Source organism: Escherichia marmotae (assembly GCF_002900365.1).
Taxonomy (GTDB): domain Bacteria; phylum Pseudomonadota; class Gammaproteobacteria; order Enterobacterales; family Enterobacteriaceae; genus Escherichia; species Escherichia marmotae.
In genome coordinates this window covers 310,347-328,497 of sequence record NZ_CP025979.1, presented here as the reverse complement: position 1 = coordinate 328,497, position 18,151 = coordinate 310,347, and the positions used below count along the sequence as shown (strand labels likewise).

The 18,151-nt window shown below is 54.0% G+C and carries 12 protein-coding genes; 6 read left to right on the top strand and 6 right to left on the bottom strand.

Translation table 11 applies throughout. The annotated features are described in order from the left end of the window. Nucleotides 1-3 precede the first annotated feature (3 nt). The 6 genes from yegI to C1192_RS01530 all read right to left on the bottom strand — a co-directional run bounded on the left by yegI (nucleotide 4) and on the right by C1192_RS01530 (nucleotide 6,708). Nucleotides 4-1,944: a protein kinase YegI gene (gene yegI, locus C1192_RS01555; protein WP_038355130.1), complete on the bottom strand. Its 1,941-nt coding sequence runs from the start codon at nucleotides 1,942-1,944 to the stop codon at nucleotides 4-6. After that, nucleotides 1,941-2,702 carry a PP2C family serine/threonine-protein phosphatase gene (locus C1192_RS01550; RefSeq protein ID WP_038355131.1) on the bottom strand — a complete coding sequence of 254 codons (762 nt, stop codon included), beginning with the start codon at nucleotides 2,700-2,702 and terminating at the stop codon, nucleotides 1,941-1,943. Before C1192_RS01550 ends, yegI begins: the two co-directional genes overlap by 4 nt. Further along, the gene (locus C1192_RS01545; RefSeq protein ID WP_000003151.1) at nucleotides 2,699-3,358 is read right to left on the bottom strand and encodes a vWA domain-containing protein; all 660 of its coding nucleotides are present in this window, start codon (nucleotides 3,356-3,358) and stop codon (nucleotides 2,699-2,701) included. The genes C1192_RS01550 and C1192_RS01545 overlap by 4 nt, the downstream gene beginning before the upstream one ends. A 220-nt stretch (nucleotides 3,359-3,578) precedes the next feature. Further along, nucleotides 3,579-3,623, bottom strand: coding sequence for a type I toxin-antitoxin system Ibs family toxin (locus C1192_RS01540; protein WP_072041592.1), 45 nt, complete (start codon nucleotides 3,621-3,623; stop codon nucleotides 3,579-3,581). Nucleotides 3,624-3,667: 44 nt separating this feature from the next. Beyond that, nucleotides 3,668-4,876 (bottom strand): IS256-like element IS1414 family transposase, encoded by a 1,209-nt coding sequence (locus C1192_RS01535; protein WP_103194764.1) that lies wholly within the window; start codon nucleotides 4,874-4,876, stop codon nucleotides 3,668-3,670. Between the two features lie 458 nt (nucleotides 4,877-5,334). Next, nucleotides 5,335-6,708, bottom strand: coding sequence for an IS4-like element ISEc13 family transposase (locus tag C1192_RS01530; RefSeq protein ID WP_038355297.1), 1,374 nt, complete (start codon nucleotides 6,706-6,708; stop codon nucleotides 5,335-5,337). Between the two features lie 420 nt (nucleotides 6,709-7,128). On the opposite strand from C1192_RS01530, the gene mdtA reads away from it, so the two are divergent. The 6 genes from mdtA to baeR are packed head-to-tail and all read left to right on the top strand — an operon-like array spanning nucleotide 7,129 to nucleotide 18,111. After that, complete coding sequence (mdtA, locus tag C1192_RS01525) at nucleotides 7,129-8,376, top strand: multidrug efflux RND transporter subunit MdtA (RefSeq protein ID WP_000679018.1); 1,248 nt, start codon at nucleotides 7,129-7,131, stop codon at nucleotides 8,374-8,376. Then, entirely contained in the window at nucleotides 8,376-11,498 is a 3,123-nt protein-coding gene (mdtB, locus tag C1192_RS01520) for a multidrug efflux RND transporter permease subunit MdtB (protein WP_001516645.1), read from the top strand. Before mdtA ends, mdtB begins: the two co-directional genes overlap by 1 nt. After that, nucleotides 11,499-14,576, top strand: coding sequence for a multidrug efflux RND transporter permease subunit MdtC (gene mdtC / locus C1192_RS01515; protein WP_038355298.1), 3,078 nt, complete (start codon nucleotides 11,499-11,501; stop codon nucleotides 14,574-14,576). It begins immediately after the preceding gene. Next, nucleotides 14,577-15,992, top strand: coding sequence for an MFS transporter (locus C1192_RS01510; protein ID WP_000130868.1), 1,416 nt, complete (start codon nucleotides 14,577-14,579; stop codon nucleotides 15,990-15,992). It abuts the gene before it with no gap. Next, nucleotides 15,989-17,392 carry an envelope stress sensor histidine kinase BaeS gene (gene baeS, locus C1192_RS01505; RefSeq protein ID WP_000675181.1) on the top strand — a complete coding sequence of 468 codons (1,404 nt, stop codon included), beginning with the start codon at nucleotides 15,989-15,991 and terminating at the stop codon, nucleotides 17,390-17,392. The genes C1192_RS01510 and baeS overlap by 4 nt, the downstream gene beginning before the upstream one ends. Beyond that, nucleotides 17,389-18,111: an envelope stress response regulator BaeR gene (gene baeR / locus C1192_RS01500; protein ID WP_038355299.1), complete on the top strand. Its 723-nt coding sequence runs from the start codon at nucleotides 17,389-17,391 to the stop codon at nucleotides 18,109-18,111. The genes baeS and baeR overlap by 4 nt, the downstream gene beginning before the upstream one ends. The last annotated feature ends 40 nt before the right edge of the window (nucleotides 18,112-18,151 follow it).

The following is an 18,151-nucleotide window of genomic DNA, read 5'->3' as shown; positions in this document are numbered from 1 at the left end:
GGCTCAGCAACGGCTTAAATCTGCCTGCACCTGAGCCAGTTTCTCCGCCGCCTGACGTAACGGTTCCAGCAACGGCATAGTCCGTGCAGAAGCATGAAGACGGAAACGCTGCAACTCTGTCGCGCCGACAGTCAACGCCGATTCCAGTCGATGTCGTTTGGCGGCAATTTTCGCCATTACCGCCTGCCTGTCTGCTGGCGTTACCGCTTCATTCGGCCTGAACACAAATCGGCGTTCGCAGCTCGCTTTCCAGTCAATGACAGCCTGGGTCAGATGGTCGCCAAACCCTTTAACTTGCTTAACCCCACGACGGGTAACATCCGCTGCTGTTTCAATACCAAAAGACCGTAACGCCGCTTTACGCGCAGGGCCAACGCCGGGAATAGAGGCAGCATCAATAAAAAATCCCTCCAGAAACTTCTGCTTCTGCCGTTCCCTTGCAGTGTCGTGAAGTGCTGCCAGAGCACGTTTTTCTTCTTCCGGTAACCCGAGAATTTCGTCCTTCATTTTTTCGAGCATCGTCCGTTTGGCGATAAAACCTTCCAGCCCGCCCAACTGTTGGCTCTGGCTGACTAAATGGTCATAGTCCATTTTCGCGCGATTAAATGCCTCACGGCGTTGCTGAACTTCTGCTTTGTACGCTTTGCTTGTCAGACTGCCAATAATCCAGATAGCCGCCAGCACAGGAACCAAAATAATATAACTCGGTTCTGCCTGAAGGCCGCAAAGCAACAGCGATAACGCTGACAGTGCGATCTCAATCAGAATGATGTATTCGCGCCGTAACAGGCCTAAAGGAAGCGGCCTGCCAGTCGGTTGGAAATGATCGGGTAATGGCAGTTGCAATGCTGGCGGCGCTACTGACGCCATCACCATCGCCCAGACTTTCGCCAGCACAAAATCACCGCCGGTGGTAATGACCTCTTCGCCGAGATCAATAAAATAGATAACGCCTTGATTATCCAGCGTACACCACGGGCAGTCGGTCAAATGAGCGGGATAAACATGCATTGCCGAAACGGTACATTTCTTTAACTGTTGGCGTAGTAAATCAAGTGCTGCTACCCACGCTTTAGCCGTCGGACGCCCGGTTGCTACGCCACTTTCCGTAAACGCCTGCTGAAACATGGCTTCAACATCGCCCGGTAACATCGACAGCGGAATCGATCGTGGCGGCGGTTTTAAACCACGTCGCTGGTTGTCTGACGCGTAGGCATAACGGAAATGGGCAATATCCGTCTCCAGCGCATTACCCGCATCAGAGATAAGCGGCACACCAGAATAAGGATGCCGCCCACCAAACAAGACGTGAAAAATCAGCAACGCAAGGCCAAAATTATCGTGATTCGCGGTACGTTCAAAACCGACAAATGATGGCAAGGTTTGTAGCTCTGGCGGCGTAAAATGCGACACGCCGACTTCGCATAAATGCAGTATGCCATTGGCGTTAATCTGAAAGGAGTCACTATCGATCAACACCACTTTGCTGTCGCGACCTACCATAAAGCTGTTCTGGTTTACGTCCCCCACGACGTGCCCGTGCTCGTGAACCGTAGCAAAAGATGAAGCAATATTGCGCGCAACATAGAGTAGAAAATCCCACGCACAATGAGGGTAACTCTGGCGACGATGTGCCGGGCTATAGATCATATGAATCGGTTCTTTACCAGAAACTTTTGGCATCATAAAACCGATAACTTTTCCGCCTCGCCCACCGTGAAGCGTTGCCTGCGGCCAGGCGACATAATTCAACAACTGCGCGTCAGCTGTCGCAGCCATAAAGGCAAGTTTGTCCTGTTTTAAGGCGGGTGGCGGCGTGTGATAAATCTTGGCGACGCTATCGGCAAACTCCTCGATATCATAAACCGCGCCTTCACCGCCTTTGCCCAGTTCACGGCCTGGCGTAACGCACTCACCAGTAGCAGTATATAAAGTGGGTTTCATGGTAACCACAGCGCCAGTGCCAACGTTTTATCATCATCCGTACGCTCGTTTACCGCCGGGCTGGACAAAAACTGCTTTAACAATTCAGGTAATAAATCGAGTTGTTCCTGCGTTGCTGCCGCCAGTCCATTGAAAAACGGGGTAAAGAAAGGCACATGCGGAGAATTATCCAACATATTTAACGCCAGTCGCTGGATACCATCCGTAAATGCTGCAACTTTATGCACACGCTCAGTGCTGGTGAAAGTTTCCAGTCTGGAAACGGCATCTTCATCGCTAATGAAATGCGTCATATTGGCATATTCACCCACCATCGGCGTAAGCGGTAATTGCAGACCGTGACCAAAATCCACCACCACGCCGCCATCGCCAATCTGCATAATCAAGGTGCCGTTAGCCGATGAAATCAATCCCAGAAACGTGCAGGCAAAATCGCGAACTGCTAATTCTTTGGCTTCCGCCTCGGCAAAAAGTCGCTGACGAACGGTCAGCACAATATCCGTGGCGAGGATATCATTGAGTCCAAATTCACCGTGCTGCACTTTTTGCGACACATAAGCCATCGCTTCATTGATGGCAAGCATCGCGCCTTCGCCACCCTGCGAGACACTGCCTGCGCCATCAGCGACAAATACCGACAATAATGGCTGCTGGTCATTTAGCCAGGCAACCTGCATCTGGCAGGCATCCTGACAAGGTAAATCAGCGCTAATGTGCGACGTTCCAACAGCGGATGCATAAACCAGACGCCAGCTCACACTGACGTCCAGCCTTTTGGCGCTTCCAGCACAACTTCCGTTCCCGGCGTGGAGCGGGAAACCGAACGCAGCGAACTGGATAACCAGCTAAACAGTTCACGGAATTGTAATCCCTGCAGTGGCAAAGGCTGACGAACGCTGATTTGTGCCAGAGTCTTCATATCCGCCCCCTGAACACCGATGGAAAAGAAGGCAAACTTCTTATCTTCTTCCCCCTGAAACACTTTGTTGGCGGCAGCCTGCCACTCATCGGTTGGTGCACCATCGGTGATCAGGAAAATCCACGGGCGATAATACGAAATACCATTTGCACGATACTCACGTTTCCGCTCCTCTACCATATCCAGGGCTTTGGTAATGGCGGCACCCATTGGTGTATCGCCCTGGGCAAACAGGATGGGCGGGAAAAAATTCGCGGCGCTGGTAAAGGGTTGTTCCACATGCACTGGGCCGAACGTCACAATACCAAGTTCCACTCTTTTTAAGGCCAGCGGGTCGGCAAGCAGCTCATCGCGAAAGGTAACCAATCCGGCGTTAAGTTCATTAATGGGTCTACCGTTCATCGAACCAGAAACATCCAGCAGCAAAATGCAGGGGCAACGTGGTTCCGGGTTACTGGCAAAATCGCTGGTGGCAAACGTGATTTGTTCGCTCATAAGAAATCCTTTCTTAGAGAATTATTGAGGTCCGGTATCATACCGATTGCAATAATGAAATAAGAGCAAACGAAGAAACTTTCAGAATTAGGCCCGGCGGCGCAGAAAATTTTGCTATTCGCCTCGCAAGAACGGAGAGCCGTCGATTGACACTAAGGGCGGAGTGACATAATTTCAGGAGTGAGGGTTAGGGAGAGGTTTCCCCCTCCCCCTGGTGTTCTTAGTAAGCCTGGAAGCTAATCACTAAGAGTATCACCAGTATGATGACGTGCTTCGAGCCTGTTTAAGATTCTGTGTAAATGCCTTTTCTCAGAAGTGACCGTCCAGGCGGTCACCGAACTCGATAATAAAGCGGCTCATTGCCATTCGCCAGTCCTTCAACGGCATCGTCCATTTCTGGGACGCAGACTGGATTGCCAGCCACACCACTTTTTTCACCGAGTCGTCTGTCGGGAACACTTTACGCTTTTTGAGCGCATGGCGGATCACGCTGTTTAGCGACTCGATGGCATTCGTCGTATAGATCACTTTGCGGATGTCCGTTGGATAAGCGAAGAACGTGGCAAGATTCGGCCAGTTAGCCTGCCAGCTTCGGCTTATCTGAGGATAGCGACAGTCCCAGGCCGCAGCGAACGCTTCCAGTGCCTGCTGGCCTGCCTCTTCCGTGGGAGCCTGATAAATCGCTTTCAGGTCGCGAGTGACGGCTTTGTAGTCCTTCCATGACACGAAGCGCAGGCTGTTGCGCACCATATGCACGATGCATAACTGGATGCGGGCCTTCGGATATACTGTGTTGATGGCATCCGGGAAGCCTTTCAGGCCATCCACACAGGCGATGAGGATATCGTTCAGACCGCGGTTTTTCAGTTCAGTCAGCACATTGAGCCAGAACTTCGCCCCTTCATTTTCGGCCAGCCACATACCCAGCAGTTCTTTCTGACCTTCGATATTGATGCCCAGTGCCAGGAACACCGATTTGTTGATGACGCGACTGTCCTGCCGAACTTTCAGGACGATACAGTCAAGATAAACAATGGGGTAAACAGCATCCAGTGGTCGGTTTTGCCATTCTACAACCTGCTCCATCACGGCATCGGTAACCTTTGATATCAGTGCCGGTGAAACATCTGCGTCATACAGTTCTTTGAACGCAGCAGCTATCTCACGGGTGGTCATCCCTTTGGCATACAACGAGAGGATCTGGTTATCCATCCCGGTAATACGGGTCTGATTTTTCTTTACCAGTTGTGGTTCGAAGGTACCGTCACGATCGCGCGGAGTACGCAGTTCCAGTGGACCGTCGCCTGTGATAACGGTCTTTGTGGAAAAACCGTTGCGGGAGTTAGCTCCTGGTCTGGACTGATTTTTCTCATACCCAGGATGGTGTGTCATCTCTGCATTGAGAGCGGCTTCAACGCTGAGCTTTTTCAGCAGCCGATCAAACTGACTGAGGTCTTCAGGGGTTTTGAGGTTTTTGGCCAGTTCGTTAGCCAGAGCCTGTAACTGTTTTTCGTCCATAAATTAACCTTCATTTGATGCTGGATTGAACATATCAAAATCAGGCAATTACACAAATCTATGTACAGGCTCCGTGCTTCATCATAACCCTTTCCTTATTAAAAGCCCTCTTCTCCGGGAGAGGGTTTCCCGTTTCAGCGTCCCGCTGAAATCGTCGGCTTACCTCCTTTCGCCCTGAATGCAGTCTATCGCTAACGCGTGAACAAAATAGTTCCCTCTGTGTTTATTGCGTAACGACTCGCAAAGAATATTTGCTGGCAGGATCGCAGACTGCAAAGCCTGCAGATTGACAATCTTATCGTGAAGGCATACTTTCAGGAGTGAGGGTAGAGCGGGGTTTCCCCCGCCCTAGTAGTCTTAGTAAGCCAGTAAGCTAATGACTAAGAGCACCACGATGATGATCCATTTCATCATGACCCTTTCCTTCTTTAAGGCCCCTTCTTCGGGCTGTCTCTTGATCAGATCTCCTGATCAAGAGACTTCATCACCAGGTAACCCTCAACCATATCCTGAAGTCTGAACCAGCCATCCCACATAACTACCCAACCGGGGCGGCCTGTGCGTTTGCTGTCATGCCATCGCCCCAGTTTCGCCAGTTTCAGACAGGCCCATTTCAGTGTCGGCGTCTGTGACGGAAGCGGTTTTCCTTCCAGCTTAACCCACAGCAGTTTCCACTCTGTCGGCGTCAGTATTTTCTCACAGCTGTCATTTTGTGTTTCTTCACTGATACCTCCCTGCCGCAGGCCCAGCACCCGTACCGCGATAAACGCCTTGATAACCACCATGCGCTCAAGGTTATCCCGGGTCTGCATTCGCAGCGATTCCACACATGTACCACCACTTTTCCACGCCTTGTGGTATTCCTCTATCAGCCAGCGTCGCTCGTAATGGCTGACGATACGTCGCGCATCGGCGGCACTCGCCACTTTTTCTGACGTCAGCAGATGCCAGCAGGCACCGTCCTCTGCCTGCTCCCGGCAACAGACATACGTGAGCGGGAGCGCCTGGCCGCTGTTGTCGGGATTTTTTATGCTGACTTCGCTGTAACTGATGAACATCCGGGCCTGGCGGGCTGCCCGCCCGCCTTTTTGCATCACATTCAGCGTGTGGCTTCCCGCGGTTGCCAGGACTTCCGGCAGTTCGAAGAGCTTGCCGGGTGCTTCTTCCAGCCGGCGATTCTGTGCAGCACGCACCACGAAGCGCTGTCCGTGGCTGACTTTATAATGCAGGTAATGCCAGATATCCGCTTCCCGGTCACAGACAGTGATTACCCGTTTCTGTATCTCCCCCAGCCGTTCGGCCATACGCTCCGAAGCCTGCTGCCAGCGGTAACTTTCTTTTTCTTCATAGGGACGTTCTTTTCGCTGGTGCTTAACACCGTAGGTGTCCGTGACCCGACTCCAGCGCTGCTGTTCGATAAGACCGACTGGCAGGGCGCTGTTGGGGGCGTACATCAGGACAGAGTGAGCCAGCAGCCCGTGCGTCTTCGGGTTAGTGGTGGTATTCCCCAGGTCATCAGATGCCGTACTGTGGCTGAAGTTAATGGTGGTGGTGTCTTCCAGTGCGAGGAGCAGCGGATGAGCCTCACATGCCCTTACAGTGGCGGTAAATCCGGCTTCGGCAATGGCTTGCGGGGACACAGACGGGTTACGTATCAGGCGGTACGCACCTTCAACCTGAGCAGTGGACTGGGATGATTTCACAATAGAAAGACCTGCATGCTGAGCGAGAGAAGAGGCCAGTGACACAAGGCGTCGTGTACGACGCTGATCACCGAGACGGGCATGTCCAAACCGCTCGTTAGCCCATGAATAACAATCAGAAAGTACCATAACAGAGCCGAATAAAATGAAATATAAGAGAAGATCAACGGGTGAAGAAAAAGTTCAAAAAATGGCTACCGGGGAGGAAGGAAAGTACCGGATGGAAAGAGTCCCCCCTAAAGCAGACTGACAGACATCACAAATCCCCGGGTGGGGACTTGTGTATAAGAGACAGTCTTCGGGAGGGGCTTTCCCGTTTCAGCATCCCGCTGAAATCGTCGGCTTACCTCCTTATCGCCATGCACGTAGTCTATCGCTAACCTGCAGATAAAATAGTTTCACATGTTATTACTGGATGCGCGCTCGCAAAGTGCACAACCATTCAGACGATTCGCGAAACTGTTTCATAATTCCTCCATTTTTCTCCCTGATTAGCTGGCTACACTAGTATCATTCCGCGAAACGTTTCAGGAAGAGAAACTCTTAACGATGAAAGGCAGTTATAAATCCCGTTGGGTAATCGTAATCGTGGTGGTTATCGCCGCCATCGCCGCATTCTGGTTCTGGCAAGGCCGCAATGAATCCCAGAGCGCAGCGCCAGGTGCGACGAAGCAAGCGCAGCAGCCGCCAGCCGGTGGCCGTCGTGGTATGCGCTCCGGACCGCTGGCTCCCGTGCAGGCAGCAACTGCCGTTGAACAGGCAGTTCCGCGTTATCTCACCGGGCTTGGCACCATTACCGCTGCAAACACCGTCACAGTGCGCAGTCGCGTTGACGGCCAGTTGATGGCGTTGCATTTTCAGGAAGGTCAGCAGGTAAAAGCGGGGGATTTACTGGCTGAGATTGATCCCAGCCAGTTCAAAGTTGCACTGGCCCAGGCACAAGGACAACTGGCAAAAGATAAAGCCACACTTGCCAATGCCCGCCGAGATTTGGCGCGTTATCAACAACTGGCAAAAACCAACCTCGTTTCCCGTCAGGAACTGGATGCCCAACAGGCACTGGTCAGTGAAACCGAAGGCACCATTAAGGCGGATGAAGCCAGCGTTGCCAGCGCACAACTGCAACTCGACTGGAGTCGCATCACCGCACCAGTCGATGGTCGGGTTGGCCTGAAACAGGTTGATGTCGGTAACCAAATCTCCAGCGGCGATACCACTGGCATTGTGGTGATCACCCAGACGCATCCTATCGATCTGGTATTTACTCTACCGGAAAGCGATATCGCCACCGTTGTGCAGGCACAAAAATCCGGAAAACCGCTGGTTGTTGAAGCCTGGGATCGCACCAACTCGAAGAAATTAAGTGAAGGTACGCTGTTAAGTCTCGATAACCAAATCGACGCCACCACTGGCACCATCAAAGTAAAAGCACGCTTTAATAATCAGGATGATGCGCTGTTCCCCAACCAGTTTGTTAACGCCCGCATGTTAGTGGACACTGAACAAAACGCCGTGGTGATCCCAACCGCTGCACTGCAAATGGGTAACGAAGGTCACTTTGTCTGGGTGCTGAATAGCGAAAACAAAGTCAGCAAGCATCTGGTGACACCGGGCATTCAGGACAGCCAGAAAGTGGTGATCCGCGCAGGTATTTCCGCAGGCGATCGGGTAGTGACGGACGGCATTGACCGCCTGACCGAAGGGGCGAAAGTGGAAGTGGTTGAAGCGCAAGGCACAAGCACACCAGAAGAGAAAGCCACCAGCCGCGAATATGCGAAAAAAGGAGCGCGCTCCTGATGCAGGTGTTACCTCCGAGCAGCACAGGCGGCCCGTCGCGCCTGTTTATTATGCGTCCTGTCGCCACCACGCTGCTGATGGTAGCGATCTTACTCGCCGGGATTATTGGCTACCGCACCCTGCCCGTTTCGGCGTTGCCGGAAGTGGATTATCCGACGATTCAGGTGGTTACGCTTTACCCCGGTGCCAGCCCGGATGTGATGACCTCTGCCGTTACCGCGCCACTTGAACGCCAGTTCGGGCAAATGTCCGGACTGAAACAGATGTCGTCGCAAAGTTCCGGCGGCGCGTCGGTCATCACTTTACAGTTCCAGCTAACATTACCGCTGGACGTTGCCGAGCAGGAGGTGCAGGCCGCAATTAACGCCGCCACTAACCTGTTACCAGGCGATCTGCCTAACCCACCGGTTTACAGCAAAGTGAATCCGGCAGATCCGCCGATCATGACGCTTGCCGTTACCTCAACCGCCATGCCGATGACGCAGGTGGAAGATATGGTAGAAACCCGCGTGGCGCAGAAAATCTCGCAGATTTCCGGCGTCGGGCTGGTAACGCTTTCCGGCGGTCAGCGTCCGGCCGTTCGCGTCAAACTTAACGCTCAGGCGATTGCCGCCCTCGGCCTGACCAGCGAAACTGTACGCACAGCTATTACCGGCGCGAACGTTAACTCGGCTAAAGGTAGCCTCGACGGCCCCTCCCGCGCAGTCACGCTTTCCGCAAACGATCAAATGCAGTCTGCGGAAGAGTACCGTCAGTTAATTATCGCGTACCAGAACGGCGCGCCGATTCGTCTTGGCGATGTCGCTACCGTAGAACAAGGGGCGGAAAACACCTGGCTTGGTGCGTGGGCGAATAAAGAACAAGCCATCGTCATGAATGTTCAGCGCCAGCCTGGCGCTAACATTATCTCCACCGCTGACAGCATTCGTCAGATGCTGCCGCAGCTCACTGAGAGTCTGCCGAAATCGGTAAAAGTGACGGTGCTTTCTGACCGCACCACCAATATCCGCGCATCGGTCGACGATACCCAGTTTGAGCTGATGATGGCTATCGCGCTGGTGGTGATGATTATCTACCTGTTTCTACGAAATATTCCGGCAACCATCATTCCTGGCGTCGCGGTGCCGCTGTCGTTAATCGGCACCTTCGCGGTCATGGTATTTCTCGATTTCTCGATCAATAACCTGACCCTGATGGCGTTAACCATCGCCACCGGGTTTGTGGTCGATGATGCCATCGTGGTGATCGAAAACATTTCGCGCTATATCGAAAAAGGTGAAAAACCGCTGGCAGCGGCGCTCAAGGGTGCAGGCGAAATCGGCTTTACCATTATCTCGCTGACCTTCTCGCTGATTGCAGTGCTGATCCCATTGCTGTTTATGGGCGATATCGTCGGGCGACTGTTCCGCGAATTTGCCATTACTCTGGCAGTAGCGATTTTGATCTCAGCCGTCGTGTCGCTGACCCTGACGCCGATGATGTGCGCGCGGATGCTTAGCCAGGAGTCGCTGCGTAAACAGAACCGCTTCTCCCGCGCCTCGGAAAAAATGTTCGAGCGGATAATCGCCGCCTATGGTCGCGGACTTACGAAGGTGCTGAATCATCCGTGGCTGACCTTAAGCGTGGCGCTCAGTACGCTGCTGCTTAGCGTGCTGCTGTGGGTGTTTATTCCAAAAGGCTTCTTCCCGGTGCAGGACAACGGCATTATTCAGGGCACCTTGCAGGCACCGCAATCCAGCTCCTTTGCCAATATGGCCCAGCGGCAACGCCAGGTCGCGGAGGTGATTTTGCAGGACCCGGCAGTGCAAAGCCTGACCTCATTTGTGGGCGTTGATGGCACTAACCCGTCGCTGAACAGTGCGCGTTTGCAGATCAATCTGAAACCGCTGGATGAGCGTGATGATCGGGTACAAAAAGTTATCGCCCGTTTGCAAACGGCGGTAGATAAAGTGCCGGGCGTCGATCTCTTCCTGCAGCCAACGCAGGATCTGACCATCGATACTCAGGTCAGCCGCACGCAGTACCAGTTTACATTGCAGGCCACGTCTCTGGATGCGCTCAGTACCTGGGTGCCGCAGCTAATGGAAAAACTCCAGCAACTGCCGCAGCTTTCTGATGTCTCCAGCGACTGGCAGGACAAAGGACTGGTGGCGTATGTTAACGTTGATCGCGACAGCGCCAGCCGTCTGGGGATCAGCATGGCGGATGTTGATAACGCCCTGTACAACGCCTTTGGTCAGCGGCTAATTTCGACGATTTATACTCAGGCCAACCAGTATCGCGTGGTGCTGGAGCACAACACTGAAAACACACCAGGGCTGGCGGCGCTGGATACCATTCGCCTGACCAGCAGCGACGGCGGCGTAGTGCCACTCAGCTCGATAGCTAAAATTGAGCAGCGTTTTGCGCCGCTCTCCATCAACCATCTGGATCAGTTCCCGGTAACGACCATCTCCTTTAACGTGCCGGATAACTATTCACTGGGCGATGCGGTGCAGGCGATTATGGATACCGAGAAGACGCTAAATCTGCCAGTGGATATCACCACGCAATTCCAGGGTAGTACCCTCGCCTTCCAGTCGGCATTGGGTAGCACTGTCTGGCTGATTGTCGCGGCAGTGGTGGCGATGTATATCGTGCTCGGTATTCTGTACGAAAGCTTTATTCACCCGATCACTATTCTCTCGACGTTGCCAACGGCAGGTGTCGGCGCATTGCTGGCGTTGCTGATTGCCGGTAGTGAGCTGGATGTGATCGCCATTATCGGCATTATTTTGCTGATCGGTATTGTGAAGAAAAACGCCATCATGATGATCGACTTCGCGCTGGCCGCTGAGCGCGAGCAAGGCATGTCGCCGCGAGATGCCATCTACCAGGCCTGCCTGCTGCGTTTTCGTCCGATCCTGATGACCACGCTGGCAGCGCTGCTCGGTGCATTGCCGCTGATGTTGAGTACCGGAGTCGGCGCGGAACTGCGTCGTCCGTTAGGTATCGGCATGGTCGGCGGTCTGGTTGTCAGTCAGGTGCTGACGCTGTTCACCACGCCGGTGATTTATCTGCTGTTCGACCGCCTGGCATTGTGGACCAAAAGCCGCTTTGCCCGCCATGAAGAGGAGGCGTAAGTGAAGTTTTTTGCCCTCTTCATTTACCGCCCGGTGGCGACGATTTTACTGTCGATTGCCATTACCCTTTGCGGCATACTGGGCTTCCGTATGCTGCCGGTCGCCCCGCTGCCGCAGGTCGATTTTCCGGTAATTATGGTCAGCGCCTCGCTGCCCGGTGCGTCGCCAGAGACGATGGCGTCTTCCGTTGCCACACCGCTGGAACGCTCGCTTGGGCGCATTGCCGGGGTCAGTGAAATGACCTCCAGCAGTTCGCTCGGCAGCACGCGTATCATTTTGCAGTTTGATTTTGACCGGGATATCAACGGCGCGGCGCGCGATGTACAGGCGGCGATCAACGCCGCCCAAAGTCTGCTGCCCAGTGGGATGCCAAGCCGTCCGACTTATCGCAAAGCGAACCCGTCGGATGCACCAATTATGATCCTGACGCTGACGTCCGATACTTATTCGCAGGGGGAACTGTACGATTTTGCCTCGACGCAACTGGCTCCGACAATTGCACAAATCGACGGCGTCGGTGATGTCGATGTCGGCGGCAGCTCGCTGCCTGCGGTGCGCGTCGGGCTGAATCCACAGGCGCTGTTTAATCAGGGCGTGTCGCTGGACGATGTGCGCACCGCCATCAGCAATGCCAACGTGCGTAAACCGCAGGGGGCGCTGGAAGATGACACTCACCGCTGGCAGATCCAGACCAACGATGAGCTGAAAACTGCCGCCGAATACCAGCCGTTGATTATTCATTACAACAACGGCGGCGCGGTTCGTCTGGGTGATGTGGCAACGGTAACCGACTCAGTACAGGATGTGCGCAACGCCGGGATGACCAACGCCAAACCGGCTATTTTGTTGATGATCCGCAAACTGCCGGAAGCCAATATCATCCAGACGGTAGACAGCATCCGGGCGAAATTACCGGAGTTACAGGAGACAATCCCGGCGGCGATTGATCTGCAAATAGCTCAGGATCGCTCCCCCACCATTCGCGCCTCGCTGGAAGAAGTCGAGCAGACGCTGATTATTTCGGTGGCGCTGGTGATTTTAGTGGTCTTTTTGTTCCTGCGTTCAGGTCGGGCGACGATCATTCCTGCGGTTGCAGTGCCGGTTTCGCTGATTGGCACCTTTGCAGCGATGTATCTTTGCGGTTTCAGTCTCAATAACCTGTCGCTGATGGCACTCACCATCGCTACTGGCTTTGTAGTCGATGACGCCATCGTGGTGCTGGAAAACATTGCCCGTCATCTGGAAGCGGGAATGAAACCGCTACAGGCCGCACTGCAAGGCACCCGCGAAGTCGGTTTTACAGTTCTGTCGATGAGCCTGTCACTGGTAGCTGTGTTCCTGCCGCTGTTGTTGATGGGCGGCTTGCCGGGGCGCTTGTTACGCGAGTTTGCCGTGACGCTTTCGGTGGCGATAGGTATTTCACTGCTGGTTTCCCTGACGCTGACGCCGATGATGTGCGGCTGGATGCTGAAAGCCAGCAAGCCGCGTGAGCAAACACGGTTACGCGGTTTTGGCCGGATGCTGGTTGCGCTGCAACAAGGCTACGGCAAGTCGCTGAAATGGGTTCTCAATCACACCCGTCTGGTAGGCGTAGTGCTGCTTGGCACCATTGCGCTGAATATCTGGCTGTATATCTCGATCCCGAAAACGTTCTTCCCGGAGCAGGACACCGGCGTACTGATGGGCGGGATACAGGCCGATCAGAGTATTTCGTTTCAGGCGATGCGCGGTAAGTTGCAGGACTTCATGAAAATTATCCGTGATGACCCGGCGGTGGATAATGTCACTGGCTTTACCGGTGGCTCGCGAGTTAACAGCGGAATGATGTTTATCACGCTGAAACCGCGCGATGAACGCAGCGAAACCGCCCAGCAAATTATCGACCGTCTGCGCGTGAAGCTGGCGAAAGAGCCAGGGGCGAATCTGTTCCTGATGGCGGTACAGGATATTCGCGTTGGCGGACGTCAGTCGAACGCCAGCTACCAGTACACGTTATTGTCTGACGATCTGGCAGCACTGCGCGAATGGGAGCCGAAAATCCGCAAAAAACTGGCGACGTTGCCGGAACTGGCGGACGTTAACTCTGACCAGCAAGACAACGGCGCGGAGATGAACCTGGTTTACGACCGCGACACGATGGCGCGATTGGGAATCGACGTACAGGCCGCTAACAGCCTGCTGAATAACGCCTTCGGTCAGCGGCAAATCTCGACCATTTACCAGCCAATGAACCAGTATAAAGTGGTGATGGAAGTTGATCCGCGCTATACCCAGGACATCAGCGCGCTGGAAAAAATGTTCGTCATTAATAACGAAGGCAAAGCGATCCCGCTGTCATATTTCGCTAAATGGCAACCGGCGAATGCGCCGCTGTCAGTGAATCATCAGGGACTGTCCGCAGCCTCAACCATCTCGTTCAACCTGCCGACCGGGAAATCACTCTCGGACGCCAGTGCGGCAATCGACCGCGCAATGACGCAGCTTGGCGTACCTTCCACGGTGCGCGGCAGTTTTGCCGGAACGGCGCAGGTGTTCCAGGAGACGATGAATTCGCAGGTGATCCTGATTATCGCGGCCATCGCCACGGTGTATATCGTGCTGGGGATGTTGTACGAGAGTTACGTGCATCCGCTGACCATTCTCTCCACCCTGCCTTCGGCGGGCGTTGGAGCGCTACTGGCGCTGGAGCTGTTTAATGCTCCGTTCAGCCTGGTCGCCCTGATAGGGATTATGCTATTAATCGGCATCGTGAAGAAAAACGCCATCATGATGGTCGATTTTGCGCTTGAAGCCCAACGCCACGCTAATCTGACTCCGCAGGAGGCCATTTTCCAGGCCTGCCTGCTGCGTTTTCGCCCGATAATGATGACGACCCTGGCGGCGCTGTTTGGCGCGCTGCCGCTGGTATTGTCGGGCGGCGATGGCTCGGAACTGCGGCAACCATTGGGGATCACCATTGTCGGCGGCCTGGTGATGAGTCAGCTCCTGACGCTGTATACCACGCCGGTGGTGTATCTCTTTTTCGACCGTCTGCGACTGCGTTTTTCGCGAAAATCTAAAGAAACGGTAACCGAGTAAATGACAGATCTTCCCGACAGCACCCGCTGGCAATTGTGGATTGTGGCTTTCGGCTTCTTTATGCAGTCGCTGGACACCACCATCGTTAACACTGCCCTTCCCTCAATGGCGCAAAGCCTGGGGGAAAGCCCGCTGCATATGCACATGGTCATTGTCTCTTATGTGCTGACCGTGGCGGTGATGCTGCCTGCCAGCGGCTGGCTGGCGGACAAAGTCGGCGTGCGCAATATTTTCTTTACCGCTATTGTCCTGTTTACCCTTGGTTCACTGTTTTGCGCGCTTTCCGGCACCCTTAATGAACTGTTGCTGGCGCGCGCATTGCAGGGCGTGGGCGGTGCGATGATGGTGCCGGTTGGCAGGTTGACGGTGATGAAAATTGTTCCGCGCGAGCAATATATGGCGGCGATGACCTTTGTGACGCTGCCTGGCCAGGTTGGCCCACTGCTTGGCCCGGCGCTGGGCGGCCTGCTGGTGGAGTACGCGTCATGGCACTGGATCTTTTTGATCAACATTCCGGTTGGAATTATCGGCGCGATCGCCACACTAATGTTAATGCCGAACTACACCATGCAGACGCGGCGCTTTGATCTCTCCGGCTTTCTGTTGCTGGCGGTTGGCATGGCGGTATTAACGCTGGCGCTGGATGGCAGTAAAGGTACGGGCTTATCGCCGCTGGCGATTGCTGGCCTGGTTGCTGTTGGCGTGGTGGCGCTTATGCTTTATCTCATACATGCCAGAAATAACGCCCGCGCCCTGTTCAGCCTGAAACTGTTCCGCACCCGTACCTTTTCGTTGGGCCTGGCGGGGAGCTTCGCCGGACGTATCGGCAGCGGTATGTTGCCCTTTATGACGCCGGTTTTCTTGCAGATTGGTCTCGGCTTCTCACCCTTTCATGCCGGATTGATGATGATCCCAATGGTGCTCGGCAGCATGGGGATGAAGCGGATAGTCGTGCAGGTAGTGAACCGCTTTGGTTATCGTCGGGTACTGGTGGCGACTACGCTGGGCCTGTCGCTGGTCACACTGCTGTTTATGGCCACCGCGCTGCTTGGCTGGTACTACGTTTTACCATTCGTTCTGTTTTTACAAGGGATGGTCAACTCAACGCGTTTTTCCTCCATGAACACGCTGACACTGAAAGATCTGCCGGACAAACTGGCAAGCAGTGGCAACAGCCTGCTGTCGATGATTATGCAATTGTCGATGAGTATCGGCGTGACCATCGCCGGGCTGTTGCTTGGGCTTTTTGGTTCGCAGCATGTCAGCGTCGACAGCGGTGCCACACAAACCGTCTTTATGTACACCTGGCTAAGCATGGCGTTTCTTATCGCCCTTCCGGCGTTCATCTTTGCCAGAGTTCCGAACGATACACATCAAAATGTGGCTATTTCGCGGCGCAAAAGGAGCACTGAATGAAGTTCTGGCGGCCCGGCATTACCGGCAAACTGTTTCTGGCGATCTTCGCCACCTGCATCGTCTTGCTGATCACGATGCACTGGGCGGTGCGTATCAGTTTTGAGCGCGGCTTTATCGATTACATTAAGCATGGCAATGAGCAACGGCTGCAAATGCTTGGCGACGCACTTGGCGAGCAGTACGCCCAGCATGGCAACTGGCGCTTCCTGCGTAACAACGATCGTTTTGTGTTTCAGATCCTGCGTTCACTTGAACATGATAGCAACGACGATAAGCCCGGCCCCGGTATGCCGCCGCACGGCTGGCGCACCCAGTTCTGGGTGGTCGATCAAAATAACAAAGTGCTGGTTGGCCCTCGCTCACCTATTCCACCTGACGGCACACGGCGGCCTATTCTGGTCAATGGTCTGGAAGTCGGCGCGGTGATCGCCTCCCCTGTCGAGCGGCTGACCCGCAATACCGATATCAATTTTGATAAGCAACAACGGCAAACCAGTTGGCTGATTGTGGCTTTATCTACTTTACTGGCAGCGCTGGCGACGTTCCCACTGGCACGCGGCTTGCTGGCACCGGTAAAACGGTTAGTTGACGGCACGCACAAACTGGCAGCAGGTGATTTCACCACTCGCGTGACGCCCACCAGCGAAGACGAACTGGGCAAACTGGCACAGGACTTCAACCAGCTCGCCAGTACGCTGGAGAAAAACCAGCAGATGCGCCGCGATTTTATGGCCGACATTTCTCACGAACTGCGCACGCCTTTAGCGGTACTGCGCGGCGAACTGGAAGCCATCCAGGATGGTGTACGTAAATTCACGCCAGAGACAGTGGCTTCTTTACAGGCGGAGGTCGGAACGTTGACTAAACTGGTCGACGATCTCCATCAGTTGTCGATGTCTGATGAAGGCGCTCTCGCCTACCAGAAAGCAACGGTGGATCTCGTTCCACTACTTGAAGTCGCGGGCGGCGCATTTCGCGAACGTTTCGCCAGTCGTGGGTTGACTCTGCAATTCTCCTTGCCGGACAGCATTACCGTATTTGGCGATCGCGATCGTTTAATGCAGTTGTTTAATAACTTACTGGAAAACAGCCTGCGCTACACCGACAGTGGCGGTGGCCTGCATATTTCCGCCGAACAGCACGACAAAATGGTGCATCTGACCTTTGCCGACAGCGCACCGGGAGTCAGCGACGATCAGTTACAAAAATTGTTTGAGCGTTTTTATCGCACGGAAGGTTCCCGCAACCGTGCCAGCGGCGGCTCCGGGCTGGGGTTGGCAATTTGCCTGAACATTGTTGAAGCACATAATGGTCGCATTGTTGCCGCCCATTCGCCTTTTGGCGGGGTTAGCATTACAGTAGAGTTACCGCTGGAACGGGATTTACAGAGAGAAGTATGACCGAGTTACCTATCGACGAAAACACGCCGCGTATTTTGATCGTGGAAGATGAACCCAAACTGGGGCAGTTGCTCATTGATTATCTGCGTGCCGCAAGCTATGCGCCGACGTTGATTAGCCACAGCGATCAGGTACTGCCGTATGTGCGCCAGACGCCACCGGATCTGATCCTGTTAGATCTGATGTTACCAGGCACCGATGGTCTGACACTGTGTCGGGAGATTCGTCGTTTTTCTGATATTCCCATTGTTATGGTGACAGCGAAAATCGAAGAGATCGACCGCCTGCTGGGGCTGGAAATCGGTGCTGATGATTACATCTGTAAACCGTATAGCCCGCGGGAAGTGGTAGCGCGCGTCAAAACTATATTGCGTCGTTGCAAACCGCAGCGTGAGTTGCAACAGCAAGATGCAGAAAGCCCGTTAATTATCGACGAAGGTCGTTTTCAGGCTTCGTGGCGCGGCAAAATGCTTGATCTGACCCCTGCGGAATTTCGCCTGCTGAAAACACTCTCCCATGAACCGGGAAAAGTGTTCTCCCGCGAGCAGTTACTCAATCATCTTTATGACGACTACCGCGTAGTGACCGACCGTACCATCGATAGCCACATTAAAAACCTGCGCCGCAAGCTGGAAGCACTGGACGAAGAGCAGTCATTTATCCGCGCCGTTTACGGTGTCGGTTATCGCTGGGAAGCCGACGCCTGCCGCATTGTTTAACGTATCTTTGCCCTCGCGAGGGCTGAATTCCTTGTTTATT